General features: G+C 73.3%; 16 protein-coding genes. 12 read left to right on the top strand and 4 right to left on the bottom strand.

Annotated features, from left to right (window positions below):
• Window positions 1-36 precede the first annotated feature (36 nt).
• From PUR26_RS22140 to PUR26_RS22125, 4 genes are all read left to right on the top strand, one after another.
• Window positions 37-1,401, top strand: a complete 1,365-nt coding sequence (locus tag PUR26_RS22140; protein WP_329874186.1) for an NYN domain-containing protein — start codon at window positions 37-39, stop codon at window positions 1,399-1,401.
• Between the two features lie 307 nt (window positions 1,402-1,708).
• A complete protein-coding gene (locus PUR26_RS22135) occupies window positions 1,709-2,734 on the top strand; it encodes a C40 family peptidase (RefSeq protein ID WP_329874185.1) in 1,026 nt (341 codons plus the stop codon).
• A gap of 190 nt (window positions 2,735-2,924) precedes the next feature.
• Window positions 2,925-3,953, top strand: a complete 1,029-nt coding sequence (locus tag PUR26_RS22130) for a C40 family peptidase (RefSeq protein ID WP_329874184.1) — start codon at window positions 2,925-2,927, stop codon at window positions 3,951-3,953.
• A 16-nt stretch (window positions 3,954-3,969) separates the two neighbouring features.
• The gene (locus PUR26_RS22125; RefSeq protein ID WP_329874183.1) at window positions 3,970-5,187 is read left to right on the top strand and encodes a hypothetical protein; all 1,218 of its coding nucleotides are present in this window, start codon (window positions 3,970-3,972) and stop codon (window positions 5,185-5,187) included.
• 88 nt (window positions 5,188-5,275) lie between these two features.
• On the opposite strand, the gene PUR26_RS22120 is transcribed toward PUR26_RS22125, so the two are convergent.
• The gene (locus PUR26_RS22120) at window positions 5,276-6,520 is read right to left on the bottom strand and encodes a glycosyltransferase family 87 protein (RefSeq protein ID WP_329874182.1); all 1,245 of its coding nucleotides are present in this window, start codon (window positions 6,518-6,520) and stop codon (window positions 5,276-5,278) included.
• Window positions 6,521-6,618: 98 nt separating this feature from the next.
• Here PUR26_RS22120 and PUR26_RS22115 point away from each other — a divergent pair, with 98 nt between their 5' ends.
• Window positions 6,619-7,773 (top strand): glycosyltransferase family 4 protein, encoded by a 1,155-nt coding sequence (locus PUR26_RS22115; RefSeq protein ID WP_329874181.1) that lies wholly within the window; start codon window positions 6,619-6,621, stop codon window positions 7,771-7,773.
• 144 nt (window positions 7,774-7,917) lie between these two features.
• Here the strand turns inward: PUR26_RS22115 and PUR26_RS22110 are convergent, their stop codons facing one another.
• A complete protein-coding gene (locus PUR26_RS22110; RefSeq protein ID WP_329874180.1) occupies window positions 7,918-9,714 on the bottom strand; it encodes an AMP-dependent synthetase/ligase in 1,797 nt (598 codons plus the stop codon).
• Window positions 9,715-9,991: 277 nt separating this feature from the next.
• On the opposite strand from PUR26_RS22110, the gene PUR26_RS22105 reads away from it, so the two are divergent.
• The 6 genes from PUR26_RS22105 (at window position 9,992) to PUR26_RS22080 (ending at window position 15,066) form a co-directional block, all read left to right on the top strand.
• Entirely contained in the window at window positions 9,992-10,759 is a 768-nt protein-coding gene (locus PUR26_RS22105) for a metallophosphoesterase family protein (protein WP_329874179.1), read from the top strand.
• 68 nt (window positions 10,760-10,827) lie between these two features.
• Window positions 10,828-11,277 (top strand): SRPBCC family protein, encoded by a 450-nt coding sequence (locus PUR26_RS22100; protein ID WP_329874178.1) that lies wholly within the window; start codon window positions 10,828-10,830, stop codon window positions 11,275-11,277.
• Window positions 11,278-11,329: 52 nt separating this feature from the next.
• Window positions 11,330-12,484, top strand: a complete 1,155-nt coding sequence (locus PUR26_RS22095) for an ArsA family ATPase (RefSeq protein WP_329874177.1) — start codon at window positions 11,330-11,332, stop codon at window positions 12,482-12,484.
• Window positions 12,485-12,579: 95 nt separating this feature from the next.
• A complete protein-coding gene (locus PUR26_RS22090; protein WP_329874176.1) occupies window positions 12,580-13,065 on the top strand; it encodes a DUF5304 domain-containing protein in 486 nt (161 codons plus the stop codon).
• 65 nt (window positions 13,066-13,130) lie between these two features.
• Entirely contained in the window at window positions 13,131-14,072 is a 942-nt protein-coding gene (locus tag PUR26_RS22085; RefSeq protein ID WP_329874175.1) for an ROK family glucokinase, read from the top strand.
• A gap of 235 nt (window positions 14,073-14,307) precedes the next feature.
• Window positions 14,308-15,066, top strand: a complete 759-nt coding sequence (locus tag PUR26_RS22080; protein ID WP_329874174.1) for an endonuclease/exonuclease/phosphatase family protein — start codon at window positions 14,308-14,310, stop codon at window positions 15,064-15,066.
• A gap of 15 nt (window positions 15,067-15,081) precedes the next feature.
• On the opposite strand, the gene PUR26_RS22075 is transcribed toward PUR26_RS22080, so the two are convergent.
• Window positions 15,082-15,717 (bottom strand): hypothetical protein, encoded by a 636-nt coding sequence (locus tag PUR26_RS22075; protein ID WP_443077136.1) that lies wholly within the window; start codon window positions 15,715-15,717, stop codon window positions 15,082-15,084.
• Window positions 15,718-15,781: 64 nt separating this feature from the next.
• A complete protein-coding gene (locus tag PUR26_RS22070; protein WP_329874172.1) occupies window positions 15,782-16,561 on the bottom strand; it encodes an alpha/beta hydrolase in 780 nt (259 codons plus the stop codon).
• 215 nt (window positions 16,562-16,776) lie between these two features.
• On the opposite strand from PUR26_RS22070, the gene PUR26_RS22065 reads away from it, so the two are divergent.
• On the top strand, window positions 16,777-17,550 hold the full coding sequence (locus PUR26_RS22065) for a lysophospholipid acyltransferase family protein (RefSeq protein ID WP_329874304.1): 774 nt from the start codon (window positions 16,777-16,779) through the stop codon (window positions 17,548-17,550).
• The last annotated feature ends 59 nt before the right edge of the window (window positions 17,551-17,609 follow it).

The raw sequence follows: 17,609 nt of genomic DNA, 5'->3' as shown, positions 1-17,609 counted from the left end.
GCAGGGCAGAACGGACGGGTAGTGGGGTGACGGATCGTGGAGCAGCCCGGGAGCGGCGCTGAACCGGCCGGCGCGGCCGGTGACGCCGCCGAGGCGCTCGACCGCCCGCTGCCCGAAGGTGTGCGGCGCCGGGTCGTCGCGCTCGTCTCGGACGCCTTCGGCGGTCTGACGGTCGCCGAACTGCCCGCCCAGCTGCGGCAGTACGCCCGCTTCACCCCGACCCGGCGCGCCAAGTTCGCCGGCAACGCGATGGCCGCCGCCCTGGAGGGCGACCCGCTGTTCCGCCAGCGGATCGGTGAGCGCCTCAAGGAGTCCCAGCCCGAGCTGGCCGGGGCGGTCGAGTCCGGCGCGCCGCCCGCGGCCGCCGACCCCGTGGACGTCGCCGCGGCCGCCTATGTGCTGCGGCCGCCCGGCTGGGTCAAGCTCGTCGCGGCCGCGGGCGAGGAGGCCCTGCGGGTCGACGCCGAGCGGGCCGACGAGGCCGGGCGGCGCGAGCTGGACCGGCTGCGCGAGGAGCTCGCCGAGGCGCGCGCGCAGACCAGGGGCGAGACCGAGCGGCTGCGCGCCGAACTGGACGCGGCCCGCAAGGAGGCCGAATCGCTGCACCGCAAGCTGCGCAGCGCGCAGAGCGACGTGAAGCGCGGCGAGGCCGCCCTGCGCCGTACCCAGGCGGAGATCGACGGGATCAGGGCCGACGCGGCCGCCCAGGTGTCCGCCGCGGAGAGCGAGTCCCGGCGCCTCAAGGCGCGCCTCGGCGAGACGGAAGCCGCCCTGGAGGCGAGCCGCCGGGCCGCCCGGGAGGGCCGTTCGGTGGAGGACATGCGGCTGCGGCTGCTGCTGGACACCGTCCTGGAGTCCGCCCAGGGGCTGCGCCGCGAGCTGGCCCTGCCACCCGTCTCCGTCCATCCCGCGGACACCGTCGACGCGGTGGAGCCCGGCCGGATGTCGCCCAAGGACATCGCCGCGCGCGCCCTGTCCGAGACCGACCCGGCGCTGCTGGACCAGTTGCTGGCGCTGCCCCAGGCGCATCTGGTCGTCGACGGGTACAACGTCACCAAGACCGGCTATCCGACGATGCCGCTGGAGAAGCAGCGGCTGCGGCTGCTCGGCGGGCTGTCGGCGCTGGCGGCCCGTTCGGGCGCCGAGGTCACCTGCGTCTTCGACGGGGCGGAGCTCGCGGCGCCGGTGCTGCTCGCGCCGCCGCGCGGGGTCCGGGTGCTGTTCTCCAAGCCGGGCGTGACCGCCGACGAGCTGATCCGTCAGCTGGTGCGGGCGGAGCCGCCGGGCCGGCCCGTGGTGGTGGTCTCCACCGACCGGGAAGTCGCCGACGGTGTCGCGAAGTCGGGCGCCAGGCCCGTCGCGTCCGCCTTGTTGCTGAAGCGGCTTTCGCGCGCCTCGTAACTACTGGGCGCTATGCCCGAATTCGGGAAACGTACTGTCAACTCCTCATGACGCAGCGTGGGGTGCGTGTAAAGAATGTGCTTCCCGGGCGGGAATTTTCGCATGAGGATTTGAACTGATCACAAGATGGTCACTAGGGTCTGCTCGAACCTTCGCGCAGTTGATCACCCACCCGGGGTGTCAGTGAAGGAACCGCCTAATCCGTGCAGTTCGGACTCATTTTCACGGGGGAGCCGACGCAGCGCGCGGAGCCGGGGCAGACCCCCACAGCCCGGTAGGCGGCTCGAGGAAGAAGGAGCTCGCCTCCGTGGCGTCCCACCGTCGTCCCAAGCAGCCGAGCCGCACCCGTGTGACCGTGCTGACCGCGACCGCAGCCGCGGCCGTCGCCCTGAGCTCCCAGACCGCCCAGGCCGACCCGAAGCCCACCAAGAGCGAGGTCAAGGCCAAGGTCGACAAGCTCTACCACGAGGCCGAGAAGTCCACGGAGGAGTACAACGGCGCCAAGGAGCAGCAGGGCAAGCTCCAGAAGGAGGCCGACGCCCTCCAGGACAAGGTCGCCCGTGGCCAGGAGGAGCTCAACACGCTGCGCGACAGCATCGGTTCGGTCGCCAGCGCCCAGTACCGCTCCGGTGGCATCGACCCCTCGCTCCAGCTCTTCCTCTCCTCCGACCCCGACGACTACCTCGACAGGGCGTCCGCGGTCGACCAGTTGAGCACCAAGCAGACCGAGGCGCTGGAGGTCATCCAGGCCAAGCAGCGCACGCTCGCCCAGCAGCGCGCCGAGGCGACCTCGAAGCTCGCCGACCTCGAAGACGTCCGCAAGACGCTCGGCGAGAAGAAGAAGGCGTTCCAGGGCAAGCTCGCCGAGGCGCAGAAGCTGCTCAACACGCTGACCGCCGAGGAGCGCGCGAAGATCCAGGAGGAGGAGCAGCGCGCGAGCCGCGACGCCGGCGACCGGGTCGAACTCGGCAACGAGGTCCCCGCCTCCCAGCGCGGTGCCGCCGCCCTCGCGGCCGCGGACACCCAGGTCGGCAAGCCGTACGTCTCCGGCGCCGAGGGCCCCAACTCCTACGACTGCTCGGGCCTGACCCAGTGGGCGTACCGCCAGGCCGGGGTGAGCCTCACCCGGACCACCTACACCCAGCAGAACGACGGCGTGAAGATCGGCCGCAGCCAGCTCAAGCCCGGCGACCTGGTGTTCTTCAGCAACCTCTCCCACGTCGGCCTGTACGCGGGCAACGGACAGGTGCTGCACGCCCCGTACCCCGGCGCCTACGTCCGCTACGAGGCGATCGGGTACCTGGGCGACTTCCAGTTCGGCGTCCGCATCTGACGCGCCCGGGCTCCACGCCCGATCGGGTGGTTTGCCGCCCTTCCAGCTGACGCCCCGCCCCGCCGGTGACCTTGAGGTCTCCGGCGGGGCGTCGCTGTTCGAGCCCCGTACGGCCTTTGGACGCCGTGTAGTCGCACGGCTACTGTCTGGCGCGCAACAGCCCGCAGTACAGCTGAAGGGAGCGCGGCCCGTGGCGTCCCACCGCCGGTCCTCGTCGTCAGGTCATACCCGGAGCGCGAAGGTCACCGTCCTCTCCGCGGCGGCGGCCACCGCCGCCGCCGCTTTCGGCGCCGCCCCGGCGGACGCCGACCCGGCCGACCGGGCCGAGGCCACCCGGGCCACGGTCGACCGGCTCTACGCCGAGGCGGAGAAGGCCACCGAGCGCTTCAACGAGGCGGACGAGCGCACGGACCGGCTGCGCGAGCAGGTGGCGCGGGCACAGGACGGCGTGGCCCGGGGGCAGGAGCGGATCAACCGCATGCGGGGCGTCCTGGGCTCGGTGGCCGGCGCCCAGTACCGGTCGGGCGGCATGGACCCGGCGCTCGCCCTCATGCTCTCCGGGGACCCGGAGACCTACCTGGAGAGGGCGGCCGCCCTCGACCGGATCGGCGAGCGGCAGAGCGACACCCTGGCGGAGCTGCGCAGGGCCCAGCAGCGGCTCGGCCAGGAGCGCGCCGAGGCCACCCGCATGCTGACCGAACTGGAGCGCAGCAGGGCCGCCGTGGGCCGCCACAAGCGCACGGTGGAGCGCAAGCTCGCCGACGCGCGGGCCCTGCTGAACTCCCTGCCGGACGCAGAGCGCGACGCCTTCGACCGGGCCTCGCGATCGGGCCGGGACGGCCTTCTGCCCCCGCTCTCCGGAGAGGCGGCCTCCCCCCGTGCGGCGGCCGCGGTGCGAGCCGCGATGTCGGCCGTCGGCAAACCGTACGTGTGGGGCGCCAACGGCCCCGCGGGCTTCGACTGTTCGGGCCTGATGCAGTGGTCGTACGCACAGGCGGGCGTCGGCCTGCCACGCACCTCGCAGGCCCAGCGCAACGCCGGACAACACGTCCCGCTGTCCCAGGCGCGCCCCGGTGACCTGGTCACCTACCGGTCCGACGCCAGCCATGTGGCGATGTACATGGGCAACGGGCAGGTGGTGCACGCGCCCTACCCCGGGGCCCGGGTGCGCTACGACCCCGTCGGCATGATGCCCGTCTCGGCGGTCACCCGCGTCTGACCGTACGATCGGGAGGATGGCGGGACGGAGACGGGCGGCGGCGGGAGCACCCGCGCGCGTCCTCGCGCTCGTCCTCACCGTCCTCCTGGGGCTCTGCGGGGGCCTCGGCTGTACGCCCCCGGCGGCGACGGACGACGCCACCGAGGACGGGATCGCAGCGGCGCTGGACCGGAGGGCCGCGGCCGTCCTCGACCGTGGCACCGGACCGCCGGCCGACCCGGCCGACCCGGCCGCCCGGGAGTTCGCGAACCTCGCCGACGTGCCTCTGGACTCCTGGTCGTACCGGGTGGAGCGGGTGACCCGACACGGCGACCGGGCCACCGTGCGGGCGGAGCTCGGGTACCGCATCGCGGGCCACGACAGCGGGCAGGTGACCAGCGGGCGCCGGCTGGAGCTGACCGAGCGGGACGGCCGGTGGCACGTGACGGCCGACCGGCCCGAGGAGGGCGCCGCGCAGCAGCTGTGGGAGCAGGGCCCCGTACGGGTCGTACGCGGTGAGAACAGCCTCGTTCTCGGCGTCGGCCAGGACCGGGTGCGGCTGGCGGCGATCGCGGCCATGGCCGACCGGGCCGTGCCCGCCGTGTCGGCCGCCTGGCCCGAGCGGTGGGCGGGGCGCGTCCTGCTCCTCGTGCCCGCCTCGCTGGACGCCATGGGCGCACTGCTGGGCGCGCCCGCCGCGGGCTACCGGGGGATCGCCGCGGTGACCACGGGCGCGAGCGGTGGCGGGGCCGGTGCGCCGGCCGACCGGATCGTGGTCAACCCGGAGGCGTACGGAACGCTGGGCGAGCCCGGGCAGCGGGTCGTCCTCACCCACGAGACGGCCCATGTGGCGACCCGCGCCCACACCACGCCCGCCACGCCCCTGTGGCTCTCCGAGGGCTTCGCCGACTGGGCGGCGTACCGCGCCTCGGGCGAGGAGGCCGCGCAGGCGGCCCCGGAACTGCGCGAGGCGGTCCGCTCGGGCGCGGCCCCGCCCGGGCTGCCGGAGGACCGGGACTTCGCCTTCAACGGGGACGCGGACGCGCTGGCCCGCGCGTACGAGGGCGGCTGGCTGGCCTGCGAGCTGATCGCCGAACGGTGGGGCGAGGAGAGGCTCAGGGCCTTCTACCGGGCCGTCGGGGCGCACGGCGCGCGGCCGGGCGCGGTGGAGAAGGCCCTGCACGACGTGCTGTCGACGACGCCGGACGACTTCACCGCGAGGTGGCGCGAGCACCTCCGGGCGAGGCTGGGGTGATCCTTCGTGCCCGCGTCGCGCTCCGGACGCGCCCGGGGCCGTCCGGTGCGGCGCGCCGGAAGCCCCGCGCGGTGGGGCACGGAGCCGTTCAGGAGCTGAGCAGCTCCCTGTCCCGGGCCGCCTGGGCGGGTACGTCCATGAGCTCGCGCCGCCGGGGCTCGGTGACCGTCTGGAGCCACAGCTGCCGGCAGGCGGTCAGCGTGGCCGCGACGAGCAGCCCGTTGCGCACCGTCAGCAGCAGCAGGCCCAGCGGGTCGCTGTCGACCACGTGCGAGAACCAGATCGGGAACTCCAGCAGTGTCACCCCGGTCGCCATCAGTACCAGCCGCGCCGCCTTGCGCATCCGGCTCGCCCGGAAGACCAGGCAGACGGCGGCCAGCCCGACCAGCCAGATCATGTACTGCGGGCTGATCACCCGGCTCGTCGTGGTGAACAGCAGCACGGCCGCGAACGCCGCGTCGGCCGGCGTCGTCGACCCGAACGCACGCGCCCGCAGCCGCCACAGCAGCAGCCACCCGAAGGCGGCCACGGTCAGCGCGAGGGCGGCCGCGGAGACGACCGGCACGTACGGCCCGAGGAACTCCACCGACCCGTAGTTCAGCAGCACCTCGCCCCGCCAGCCGAAGTGGCGGGCCACATGGAAGACCAGCGCGCCCAGGGACTCGACCTCGGTGCCCCGGTCGCGCTGGAACGACAGGAACGCCAGCGCCCCCGGCATCGCCGCCATGCAGAGCAGCAGCACCCCGGCCCCCGCGACCGCCGCCGTGATCCAGGACCGCAGGGTGGCGCTCCCGCGCCGGGTCCCCGCCAGCAGGAGCACCGGCCAGACCTTCAGCAGCGCGCCGAAGCCGACCAGTGCGCCCAGTATTCTGGGGTGCCGCACCCCGGCGAGCAGCGCGGCCACGGCGATGGCGGTGACCATCAGGTCGTAGCGCGCGTACGCCGTCGGCCCCAGGAGCGGCAGGCCCACGACCCACACCCAGGCGCCGGACAGGCACTTCCCCGGCCGCCGGCCCGCGTACAGCAGCAGGCCGAGGACGAGCGCGTCGCAGAGGCAGGCCAGCACGAAGAACGCGGAGGTGTACCCGAGGAAGGGCAGCAGTCCCGGGGAGAGCACCGCGAGCGCCGCGGCGGGCGGGTACTGCCAGGTGACGTCGTCCAGCGGGTACGTGCCGGTCCTCAGCACCTCGTACCAGCCCTGGTAGATCACCGAGATGTCGGTGGTGACGTCCGGTCCGGGCAGGACCAGCACCCGGTAGGCGCAGAGCAGCAGGAAGGCTCGGGTCAGGAGCCAGATGGCGATCGGGAGCCGGGTGCCGCTGGGGCCCTTCATGCGTACCTCGTCCGGTCGGGGCTGAGAGGGGATGGGGTGGTGCCGGGCGGGACTGTGCGTGAGCGGTGGTGCAAGGCCGTTCGGTACTGTCGGCAGCGATGTACAAGACCTTGATCGTAACCAACGACTTTCCGCCCAGACCCGGCGGTATTCAGGCGTTTCTGCACAACATGGCGCTCAGATTGGATCCCGAGCAGATCGTCGTCTACGCCTCCACCTGGAAGCGCGGACACGAGGGCGCGGAGGCCACCGCCCTGTTCGATGCCGGACAGCCGTTCCAGGTTGTCCGGGACCGTACGACGATGCTGTTGCCCACGCCACGCGTCACCGCCCGCGCCACCGCGCTGCTGCGCGAGCACGGCTGCGAGTCGGTGTGGTTCGGGGCGGCCGCCCCGCTGGGACTGATGGCTCCGGCCCTGCGGAAGGCCGGGGCGCGGCGGCTGGTGGCGACCACGCACGGCCACGAGGCGGGCTGGGCGCAGCTGCCGGGGTCGCGGCAGCTGCTGCGCCGGATCGGCGAGGGCACCGACACGATCACCTACCTCGGTGAGTACACCCGCTCGCGCATCGCGGCCGCGCTGACGCCGGAGGCGGCCGGGCGCATGGTCCAGCTGCCGCCCGGGGTCGACGAGAAGACCTTCCATCCCGGCTCGGGCGGCGACGAGGTACGCGCCCGGCTCGGTCTCGCGGACCGGCCGGTGGTGGTCTGCGTCTCCCGGCTGGTGCCCCGCAAGGGACAGGACACGCTGATCAGGGCCCTCCCCGCGATCCTGGCCAAGGTGCCCGACACCGTCCTGCTCATCGTCGGCGGCGGACCCTACGAGAAGGACCTGCGCGCCCTCGCGCAGGCCACCGGGGTGGCCGGATCCGTGCGGTTCACCGGCGCGGTGCCCTGGGAGGAGCTGCCCGCGCACTACGGCGCCGGGGACGTGTTCGCGATGCCGTGCCGTACCCGCAGGGGCGGCCTGGACGTCGAGGGTCTCGGCATCGTCTACCTGGAGGCGTCGGCGACCGGTCTGCCGGTGGTCGCGGGCGACTCGGGCGGCGCGCCCGACGCGGTACTGGACGGGGAGACCGGCTGGGTCGTGCGGGGCGGCCCCGAGGCCGTCGCCGCGGGCGAGGCCGCCGAACGGATCGTCGCCCTGCTGGAGGACCCCGGGCTGCGGCGCCGGATGGGGGAGCGCGGCCGGGCGTGGGTCGAGGAGAAGTGGCGCTGGGACCTGCTCGCGGAGCGGCTCAAGGCGCTGCTCTGAGGTGCGGCGGGCCGGCGCCGCCGGTGGCCGGGCCGCGCATGCGGCGGCCCGGCGGCCCCGGCGCGGCAGAACGGCCCGGTCCGGTTTCCCGGGGCCGGGCCGCATGGGCGCGAAGGGCACCGGGGGCTCCGGTGCGGGCCGCGACTACGAGCGGTAGATCGCCTCGATCTCGTCGGCGAAGTCCTTCGCCACCACGTTGCGCTTCAGCTTCAGCGACGGCGTGATGTGGCCGGCCTCCTCCGTGAACTGGGCGTTCAGGATGCGGAACTTGCGCACCGACTCCGCCTTGGAGACCGCGGCGTTGCCGTCGTCCACGGCCTGCTGGACGGCCGCCAGCAGATCCGCGTCCTCGCGCAGCGACGCCGCCGTGGAACCGGCCGGCTTGCCGTTCTCCGCGGCCCAGCGGCCCAGGAACTCCTCGTCGAGCGTGACCAGCGCGCCCACGAACGGGCGGCCGTCGCCCACCACCATGCACTCGGCGACCAGGGCGTGCCCGCGGATGCGGTCCTCGATCACCGCGGGGGCGACGTTCTTGCCGCCCGCCGTGACCAGGATCTCCTTCTTCCGGCCCGTGATGGCCAGGTAGCCGTCCTCGTCCAGGGTGCCGATGTCGCCGGTGTGGAACCAGTTGTCGGCCAGCGCCTCGGCCGTGGCGGCCTCGTTGTTCCAGTAGCCCGAGAAGACGTGCTCGCCGTGGACCAGCACCTCGCCGTCGTCCGCGATCCGCACCACCGAGCCGGGCAGCGGCTGGCCGACCGTGCCGATCTTCTGGCGGTCCCACGGGTTGAAGGCGGTGGCCGCGCAGGTCTCCGTCAGGCCGTAGCCCTCCAGCACCGTGAAACCGATGCCGCGGTAGAAGTGCCCCAGCCGCTCGCCCAGCGGGGCGCCGCCCGAGATGGCGAACTCGCCGCGGCCGCCCAGCACCGCGCGGAGCTTTCCGAAGACCAGCTTGTCGAAGACGAAGTGCTTCAGCTTCAGGCCGATCGACGGGCCCTGCGGGGTGTCGAGGGCGCGGCTGTAGGCGATCGCCGTGTGGGCGGCCTTGTCGAAGATCCTGCCCTTGCCCTCGGCCTGCGCCTTGGCGCGCGCGGAGTTGTACACCTTCTCGAAGACGCGCGGCACACCGAGGATCATCGTCGGCCGGAAGGAGGCCAGTTCGTCGGTGAGGTTCTTGATGTCGGAGACGCAGCCGAGCTTGATCGGCGCCATCGCCGGCGCCAGCGCGACCATCCGGCCGAAGACGTGCGCGGCGGGCAGGAAGAGGAGGACGGAGCTCTCACCGGTACGGAACAGCGGTTTGAGACGCTCCACCAGATTGCCGCACTCCGCGAAGAAGGCGCGGTGGGTGAGGACACAGCCCTTGGGGCGGCCGGTGGTGCCCGAGGTGTAGACGATCGTCGCCGGGTCGTCGGCCTTGGCGACGGCGCTGCGCTCGTCGACCGTCTCGTCCGGGATCTCCGCCCCGGCGGCGGTCAGCTCCTCGACCGCGCCCTTCTCGATCTGCCACACCCGGCGCAGTTCCGGCAGACCGTCGCGCACCGACTCGACGGCGGCGGCGTGCGCGTCGCTCTCCACGATCACGGCGACCGCGCCGGAGTCGCCGAGGATCCACTGGACCTGCTCGGCCGAGCTGGTCTCGTACACCGGCACGGTGATGGCGCCGGCGCTCCAGATGGCGAAGTCCAGCTGGACCCACTCGTAACGGGTACGGGACATCAGGGCGACGCGCTCACCGGGCTGCACGCCCGCGGCGATCAGGCCCTTGGCGGCGGCCCGCACCTCGGCGAGGAACCGGGTGGCGGTCACGTCCGTCCACGCGCCGGCCACCTTGCGGCCCATGACGGCCACATCTGGGTGCTGAGCGGCGTTGCGGCGGATGAGATCCGTCAGATTGCCGTCCGCGGGGACCTCGTACAGGGCCGGAAGGCTGAACTCGCGCAAGACTGCTGCTCCTCATCGGGCTCCGGCGCCACGGCTCTGTGTGATGCACCGGCTGCGGTCCAAGATCGGGCAGGTGCTCAGTGGGGGTGAGCACGACTGGACTGCCCGGACGTTACCCACCAGTACTCGGTTCCGGATAGGGGCCCTGGCCAGATGTTCTATGCGTCACACGTGATTGGCGGTGCTTCGCGCACAGTAGTCCACTCCCGTCACGACTCGAAAGTAACCGCAGGTCCGGCCCCTTGCGGACCGCTTAAGGTGGGGTCTCATGCGAGGCATGAGGGTCAACGTGATCAGTGACGTGCACGGGAACGCCGAAGCCCTGGTCAAGGCGGGGAACGGGGCCGACGCGCTCATATGCCTGGGCGACCTGGTGCTCTTCCTCGACTACGCCGACCACTCACGGGGCATCTTCCCGGACCTCTTCGGCGTCGAGAACGCCCACCTGATCGTCGAGCTGCGCACCGCCCGCCGCTTCGACGAGGCCCGCGCACTCGGCCGCAGGCTGTGGGCGGAGCTGGACATCGACCGGGACACCGCCATCGAGTCGGCGGTCCGCCGCCAGTACGCCGCGATGTTCGCCGCCTTCCCCTCCCCGACGTACGCGACCTACGGGAACGTCGACATCCCCGCCCTCTGGCCGGAGTTCGCCCGCCCCGGCACCACCGTCCTGGACGGCGAGCGGGTCGAGATCGGCGGGCGCGTCTTCGGCTTCGTGGGCGGCGGGCTGCGCACCCCGATGCGCACCCCGTACGAGATCTCCGACGAGGAGTACGCCGCCAAGGTCGAGGCCATCGGCGAGGTCGACGTGCTGTGCTCGCACATCCCGCCGGACGTCCCGGAGCTCACCTACGACACGGTGGCGCGGCGCTTCGAACGCGGCAGCCGCGCGCTGCTGTCCGCGATCCGCCGCACCCGCCCCCGGTACGCGCTGTTCGGCCACGTCCACCAGCCGCTGGCCCGGCGGATGCGGGTCGGCGCGACGGAGTGCGTGAACGTGGGACATTTCGCGGCGACGGGACGGCCCTGGACCCTGGAGTGGTGAGCGTCGCCCACGCGATAGCCTTCACACCACATACACCCCGTCGGCACCGCACCGGAGGAGCCACAGCGATGGCGGAACACACCAGCTCTAGCATCACCATCGAGGCGGCACCGGCCGACGTCATGGGCGTGATCGCCGACTTCGCGCGCTACCCGGAGTGGACCGGCGAGGTGAAGGAGGCCGAGGTCCTGGCGACCGACGAGGCCGGCCGCGCCGAGAAGGTGCGCCTGCTGCTGGACGCCGGTGCGATCAAGGACGACCACACGCTGGCCTACACCTGGACCGGTGACGACCAGGTCAGCTGGACCCTCGTCAAGTCCCAGATGCTCCGCTCCCTGGACGGCTCGTACAGCCTGGCGCCGCTGTCCGGCGGCGACCGCACCGAGGTGACGTACCAGCTCACGGTGGACGTCAAGATCCCGATGCTGGGCATGATCAAGCGCAAGGCGGAGAAGGTCATCATCGACCGCGCGCTGGCGGGCCTGAAGAAGCGCGTGGAGTCCGCCCCCCACGCCTGACGCCCCCACCGCCCGGCGGGCGGCGGCGTCCTCGCCGGTAGCGTGTCCTTCCATGCGCACCCTTCTCGTCACCGGCCCCGGCGGTGCCGGTCGGACCACGGTCGCCGCGGCGACCGCCTTCGACGCCGCCCGTCAGGGGCAGCGGGTCCTGCTGCTGACCGGCGATCCGGCCGACCGGTTCACCCCCGACGAGGAGGGCGACGGCCCCGTCGTCCGCCGCATCGACTCCGGCGCCCACTTCCGCGCCGAGATCCTCGCCTTCCAGGAGCGCGCGTCCGCCGCGCTCGACCTGCTGGGGGCCGCGCGGCTGGAGGAGGCCGAGCTCACCGAGCTGCCCGGCAACGACCGGTTCGCCCTGCTGCGGGCCCTGCGCGACGCCGCGGCCGAGGACGGCTGGGACCTGCTCGTCGTCGACCTGCCACCCGCCCTCGACGCCATCGCCGTCCTGGCCCTGCCCGAGCAACTCCGCCGCTACCTGCGCCGGCTGCTCCCGCCCGAGCGGCAGGCGGCCCGCGCGCTGCGCCCCATGCTCGCCCAGCTCGCGGGCGTCCCCATGCCCGCCGCCTGGCTGTACGAGACCGCCGCCCGCTGGGACGCCGAGCTCGCCGCCGTGCAGGCCCTGTTCGAGGCACCCGCGACCACCGTCCGGCTCGTCGTGGAGCCCGGACCCGCGGCCGCCGGCACGCTCCCCGCCGTCCGGGCCGGCCTCGCCCTGTACGGCCACGCCCTCGACGCGGTCGTCGCGAACCGGCTCCTTCCCACCGCCTCCCCCGACCCGTGGCTCGCCGCGCTCGCCGCCCAGCAGCAGACGCACCTCAAGGCGCTGTACGACGAGTTCGACGAGGTCCACGAGCTGGCGCACCTCGGCCGGGACCCGCGCACCCCCGGCGACCTCGCCCGGCTGGCCGTCCCCGGCCCCGCCGCGGCGCCCGTCACGGCGCCCGGCTGGAGCGTGGAGGACCGGCGCGGGGAGGACGGCGTGCTGGCCTGGCGCATCCCCCTGCCCGGCGCCGCCAAGCGCGACATCGGCCTGGTCCGCCGGGGCGATGAACTGCTCCTCACCGTCGGCTCCCTTCGCTCGTTCCGCCGGATCGTGCCCCTGCCGTCCGCCCTGCGCCGCTGCACCGTCTCCGGCGCGGGCCTGGCCGACGGGGTGCTGAGCGTCCGGTTCACCCCCGACCCGGATCTGTGGCCGCGCGGGCGCTGAACCCGCCGCGGGCGTTCGGGTAACGTCGTTGGTACAGAGCCAGAGCCAGGGCGGTGACGCAGCCCGTGCCGCCCGCCTTCCCGCAGGAGTACGCCATGAGCGATGCCACCGAGCGCCCCCCGCGCCCCGACGTCGACGCGGACGCCTGGGCGAGGGCCTGCGCCGAGGATCTGGAGGCCGAGAAGGCCCGCCGCCGCGGACCGGGCGCCCCGCCCCCCGGTGCCGCCGCCGAGGAGCTGCGCAAGCTCGTCGACGCGGTGGCCGAGAAGGTCTCCTCCCTGCGCGCCCCGCTGCTGGGCCTGGGAGCGCAGGGCGCCGTGCAGCAGCTCGTCGACCAGGCGAAGGCCGCCGTCGAACCGGTCATCGAGCGCAACCCGCAGGTCTTCGACCATCTCGCGGCCGCCGGCAACGAGCTGCTCGCCGCCTACCGCTCCGCCGTCGAGGGGCACGAGCGCCGCTGGACGCGGGGCCGGTCCGGGGCGCCCGGCGACACGGGCAACGACCCGCGCGCCGACGCCGGGAGCGACGGGAGGAAGAACGACGGGGGTCCGGAAGCCGGCGAGCACATCGACCTGGACTGACAGCTCCGTGCCCGCCCTCGGGTACGGTTGGCCCTAGCGGGGCTCGACCGAAAACTGAGGGACACATGGGACTCACCATCGGCGTCGACATCGGCGGCACGAAGATCGCGGCCGGCGTGGTCGACGAAGAGGGCACCATCCTGGACACTCACAACGTGCCCACTCCGTCCACGCCCTCCGGCATCGTCGACGCGATCTGCGCGGCGGTCTCCGAGGCCGGCCGGGGGCACGAGATCGAGGCCGTCGGCATCGGCGCCGCCGGCTACGTCGACGACAAGCGCGCCACCGTCCTCTTCGCGCCCAACATCGACTGGCGGCACGAGCCGCTGAAGGACAAGGTCGAGCAGCGCGTGGGCCTCCCGGTGGTCGTGGAGAACGACGCGAACGCCGCGGCCTGGGGCGAGTACAGGTTCGGTGCCGGCCAGGGCCACGAGGACGTCATCTGCATCACCCTCGGCACCGGCCTCGGCGGCGGCATCATCATCGGCAACAAGCTGCGGCGCGGGCGCTTCGGCGTGGCCGCCGAGTTCGGCCACATCCGGGTGGTCCCGGACGGACTGCTGTGCGGCTGCGGCAGCCAGGGCTGCTGGGAGCAGTACGCCTCCGGGCGCGCCCTCGTGCGGTACGCCAAGCAGCGCGCCAACGCCACTCCCGAGAACGCCGGGATCCTGCTGGGCCTCGGCGACGGCACGCCCGAGGGGATCCAGGGCAAGCACGTCTCGGAGGCCGCCCGTCAGGGGTGTCCGGTGGCGGTGGACTCGTTCCGTGAGCTGGCCCGCTGGGCCGGCGCGGGGCTGGCCGACCTCGCCTCGCTGTTCGACCCGTCGGCGTTCATCGTGGGCGGCGGTGTCTCGGACGAGGGCGAGCTGGTGCTCGACCCGATCCGCAAGTCGTTCCGGCGCTGGCTGATCGGCGGCCAGTGGCGTCCGCACGCCCAGGTCCTCGCCGCCCAGCTGGGCGGCAAGGCCGGGCTGGTCGGCGCCGCCGACCTGGCACGCCAGGGCTGACGGCCCCGTACGCACGACGGTGCCCGCCGCGTCCTCCCCGGACGCGGCGGGCACCGTCGTTCCCGGCCGGGAGACCCCGCCACGGATCGGGTCCGCCCGTTGCCCGTTGCCCGTTGCCCGTTGCCGGACCCGGCCGGTCCGGTCCGGGCCCGGTCGCCGGCCCGTACCCGCCGCGCTGCCCCCGTACCCGCCTGTCGCCCGCGATCACACGCGGCCGTCCCGTATGTTGCTGCGCATGGTGATCTCCCCGCTGCCCAACTCCCGGACCGAGCCGGACGGTTCGGCCGTGATCCGGGTGCTCGCCTACAACATCCGGTCGCTGCGGGACGACGAGGACGCAGTGGCGCGAGTGATCAGGGCCTGCCGGCCCGACCTCGTCCTCGTACAGGAGGCGCCCCGCTTCTTCCGCTGGCGCAAGCACGCCGCGCGACTCGCGGCGAAGAGCGAGCTGGTGGTGCTGAGCGGCGGCGCGACCGCCGCGGGGCCGCTGCTGCTCTGTTCGCTGCGGGCGACCGTCGAGCGCACCGAGGACGTACTGCTGCCCCTCACGCCCGGACTGCACCGCCGGGGCTTCGCGACGGCGGTGGTACGGTTCGGAGCCGCCCGCCTGGGCCTGATCAGCTGCCATCTGAGCCTTCGGGCCGACGAGCGGTACGCCCAGGCCGGGATGCTCCTCGACCGGCTCGCCGCGCTGGACGTGCCGCACGCCGTCGCGGCGGGGGACATCAACGAACGGCCGGGCGGACGCGCGTTCCGCCGGCTGGCGGCCGAGCTCCAGGACGGCTGGGCGGTACGGCCCTGGGGAGGTGAGAACACCTCGACCTCCGGAGACCCGCACCAGCGGATCGACGCGATCTTCGCGACCCCGGGGATCGAGGTACTGGGCTGCGGCGTCCCGCGGGGTCTGCCGGGCCTCACGGACGCCGACCTGAGGGCGGCGACGGACCACCTCCCGGTACTGGCGGCCCTGCGGGTGCCCGCCGCTCAGGTCTGAACCGTCCGGCGGGAATCAGACCACCGCGCCGCGGCCCGGGTCGTCGTCCTCGTCGTCGCCGTGCTGCATCCGGGCCACCAGGGTGGCGAAGCCGCCCAGGAAGCCGCCGATGCACAGCGTGGTGAGCCACCAGGTCATGTCCCACTGGAGCAGCACGGCCACCAGCATCAGGACCGGACCTCCGACCACCGCGAGCCAGGCGAACCTGGCGGTGGTGTCGGCCTCGGGAAGCGGCGGCGGCTCCGGGGGCACGAAGTGGCCCTCGTCGCTGTCGTCGTCGGTGTCGTCGCCGTCACCGGGCTGGGCGTCTCGCGCCTCTGCCAGGCTGTAGTCGCGCGGCCCGCCCATGCCGACGCCGGGCGCGAAGACGACGGAGCTGCCCAGCGGCTTTCCCGGCTCCCGGTCCTGCTCGCCGCCGTCCACGTCCTCGCCCCCTTCGGGGTGCGTGTCCTTCTTCTTGCGGCCCGCCCGGTTCTCCGTTCCGCCGTTGACGTCGCTCTCCAGCAGGGCCAGATCCTCGACGGGTTTGAACGGCTTCACGCCCGGCGGGTCGGCCGGCTCCTCGCCGTACCCCGCGACGATCGCCGCCCAGGCCGCCTCCTCGTCCACCGGCGGTCCGCCGCGCTCCTTGCGGGCGCCGAAGCCTTCCAGACCATCGACATTATCCCGTTTGTCCCGGTTGTCGCGATTTTCCTCGCGGTCCGAGTCATGCTGCTCAGCCACCGGCGGTGCTCCCCTTCTCTACGGCACTCGGAGCGAGCCGGCCGATGAACGCGTAACTCTCCTCGAAGATCCGCCCCGCATCGTGGTCCAACGTCGCCACGTGGTAGCTCTGTTCCAGCAGGATCTCCCGGACGTCCGTCGACGAAACCCGGCTGAGGACGCGGGCCGAGTCGGCCGGCGGCACGACATGGTCCTGCGGGCTGTGCAGCAGCAGGAGAGGCTGGGTGACCTGCGGCAGATCGGCGTCCACCACGCGCAGGAACTGCCGCAGCGCGTACGCCGCGTGCAGCGGAACGCGGTCGTACCCGAGCTCGGTCGCGCCCTCCTTGGCGATGTCGTTGGCCACCCCCCTGGTCGTGGGGACGAGATGACGGACGACGGGCAGCGCGTGCGCGGCCAGGCCGTGCACCTTGTTCGCCGGGTTGACCAGCGTGATGCCCTTGATCGCGTCGCCGTGCCTGGCCGCCAGCCGCAGGGCGAGCGCTCCACCCATGGAGAGCCCGAAGACGAAGACGTGGCGGCACCGCGCCACCAGCGACCGCAGCTCGCGGTCCACCTCGGCGTACCAGTCCTGCCAGTTCGTGACCTGCATGTCCTGCCAGCGAGTGCCGTGTCCGGGCAGCAGCGGCAGCGACACCGTCAGACCGCGCTCGGCCAGAAACTCGGCCCAGGGGCGCAGCGACTGCGGCGAACCGGTGAAACCGTGACACAGCAGCACGCCGACCTCGCCGCCCTCGTGGCGGTAGGGCTCGGCTCCAGGGAGGACCGGCACCGGGGTCTCCTGTTCGGGGGTTCGATGGGGCCGGGCCCTGACCGACCGTGACAGGTGTCGACCGAGACAGGACCCGGGGAAGGTGTACTTCACCGTACGCGACCGGGCTGACACCGACCAGAGCCGTCGCGCCCCACGGGACCGGGCGCGGGCGCCGTACGGGTTAAGGTCTCATCGACGGAACACAGGAGGCATTCGAGTTGATCTACGGCGCAATGAAGTTCTCCATCGGAGGGTCACTGAAGCTCGCCTTCAGGCCCTGGGTGGAGGGCCTCGAGAACGTTCCCGCCGAGGGGCCGGCGATCCTCGCGAGCAACCACCTCTCCTTCTCCGACTCCTTCTTCCTCCCCGCGGTCCTGGACCGCAAGGTCACCTTCATCGCCAAGGCCGAGTACTTCACCTCGCCCGGGGTGAAGGGGAAGCTCACGGCCGCCTTCTTCAAGGGGGTGGGCCAGCTGCCGGTGGACCGCTCCGGAGCTCGCGGGGCGGGCGAGGCGGCGGTCAAGAGCGGCATCGACGTGATCGAGCGCGGTGAGCTCTTCGGCATCTACCCCGAGGGCACCCGCTCGCCGGACGGCCGCCTCTACCGGGGCAAGCCCGGTGGCCTCGCGCGGGTGGCCCTGGCCACCGGCGCGCCCGTCATCCCGGTCGCGATGATCGACACCGAGAAGATCCAGCCGCCCGGCAAGGTGATCCCCAAGCTGATGCGCCCGGGAATCCGGATCGGCAAGCCGCTGGACTTCAGCCGCTACCACGGCATGGAGGGCGACCGTTTCATCCTGCGCTCGGTCACCGACGAGGTGATGTACGAGATCATGAAGCTCTCCGGCCAGGAGTACGTCGACATCTACGCCACCGCCGCCAAGCGCCAGATCGCCGACGCGGAGAAGGCGGCGAAGGAAGCCGCGAAGGAAGCCGCCAGGGAAGCGGCCAGGGCGGAAGCGAGGGAAGACGCCGGCACGGCGGGGCGCGAGCAGCCCCGCGCGTAGCCGCGGGCGGCCCACGGGCTCCGGCCCGCGGGCTCACGGACCGCCGTCGAGCGGTCGGG

This window comes from Streptomyces sp. SP18CS02 (assembly GCF_036322365.1).
Classification (GTDB): Bacteria; Actinomycetota; Actinomycetes; order Streptomycetales; family Streptomycetaceae; genus Streptomyces.
The sequence above is the reverse complement of the archived record's forward strand: the minus strand, read 5'-3'. Positions and strand labels throughout refer to the sequence as shown.

Excerpts from the sequence above, each read along its gene's own strand:
- PUR26_RS22125 (WP_329874183.1), top strand. The coding sequence starts at position 3,970 with ATGGCGGGACGGAGACGGGCGGCGGCGGGAGCACCCGCGCGCGTCCTC.
- PUR26_RS22120 (WP_329874182.1), bottom strand. The coding sequence starts at position 6,520 with ATGAAGGGCCCCAGCGGCACCCGGCTCCCGATCGCCATCTGGCTCCTG.
- PUR26_RS22115 (WP_329874181.1), top strand. The coding sequence starts at position 6,619 with ATGTACAAGACCTTGATCGTAACCAACGACTTTCCGCCCAGACCCGGC.
- PUR26_RS22105 (WP_329874179.1), top strand. The coding sequence starts at position 9,992 with ATGAGGGTCAACGTGATCAGTGACGTGCACGGGAACGCCGAAGCCCTG.
- PUR26_RS22100 (WP_329874178.1), top strand. The coding sequence starts at position 10,828 with ATGGCGGAACACACCAGCTCTAGCATCACCATCGAGGCGGCACCGGCC.
- PUR26_RS22095 (WP_329874177.1), top strand. The coding sequence starts at position 11,330 with ATGCGCACCCTTCTCGTCACCGGCCCCGGCGGTGCCGGTCGGACCACG.
- PUR26_RS22090 (WP_329874176.1), top strand. The coding sequence starts at position 12,580 with ATGAGCGATGCCACCGAGCGCCCCCCGCGCCCCGACGTCGACGCGGAC.
- PUR26_RS22085 (WP_329874175.1), top strand. The coding sequence starts at position 13,131 with ATGGGACTCACCATCGGCGTCGACATCGGCGGCACGAAGATCGCGGCC.
- PUR26_RS22080 (WP_329874174.1), top strand. The coding sequence starts at position 14,308 with ATGGTGATCTCCCCGCTGCCCAACTCCCGGACCGAGCCGGACGGTTCG.
- PUR26_RS22065 (WP_329874304.1), top strand. The coding sequence starts at position 16,777 with ATGAAGTTCTCCATCGGAGGGTCACTGAAGCTCGCCTTCAGGCCCTGG.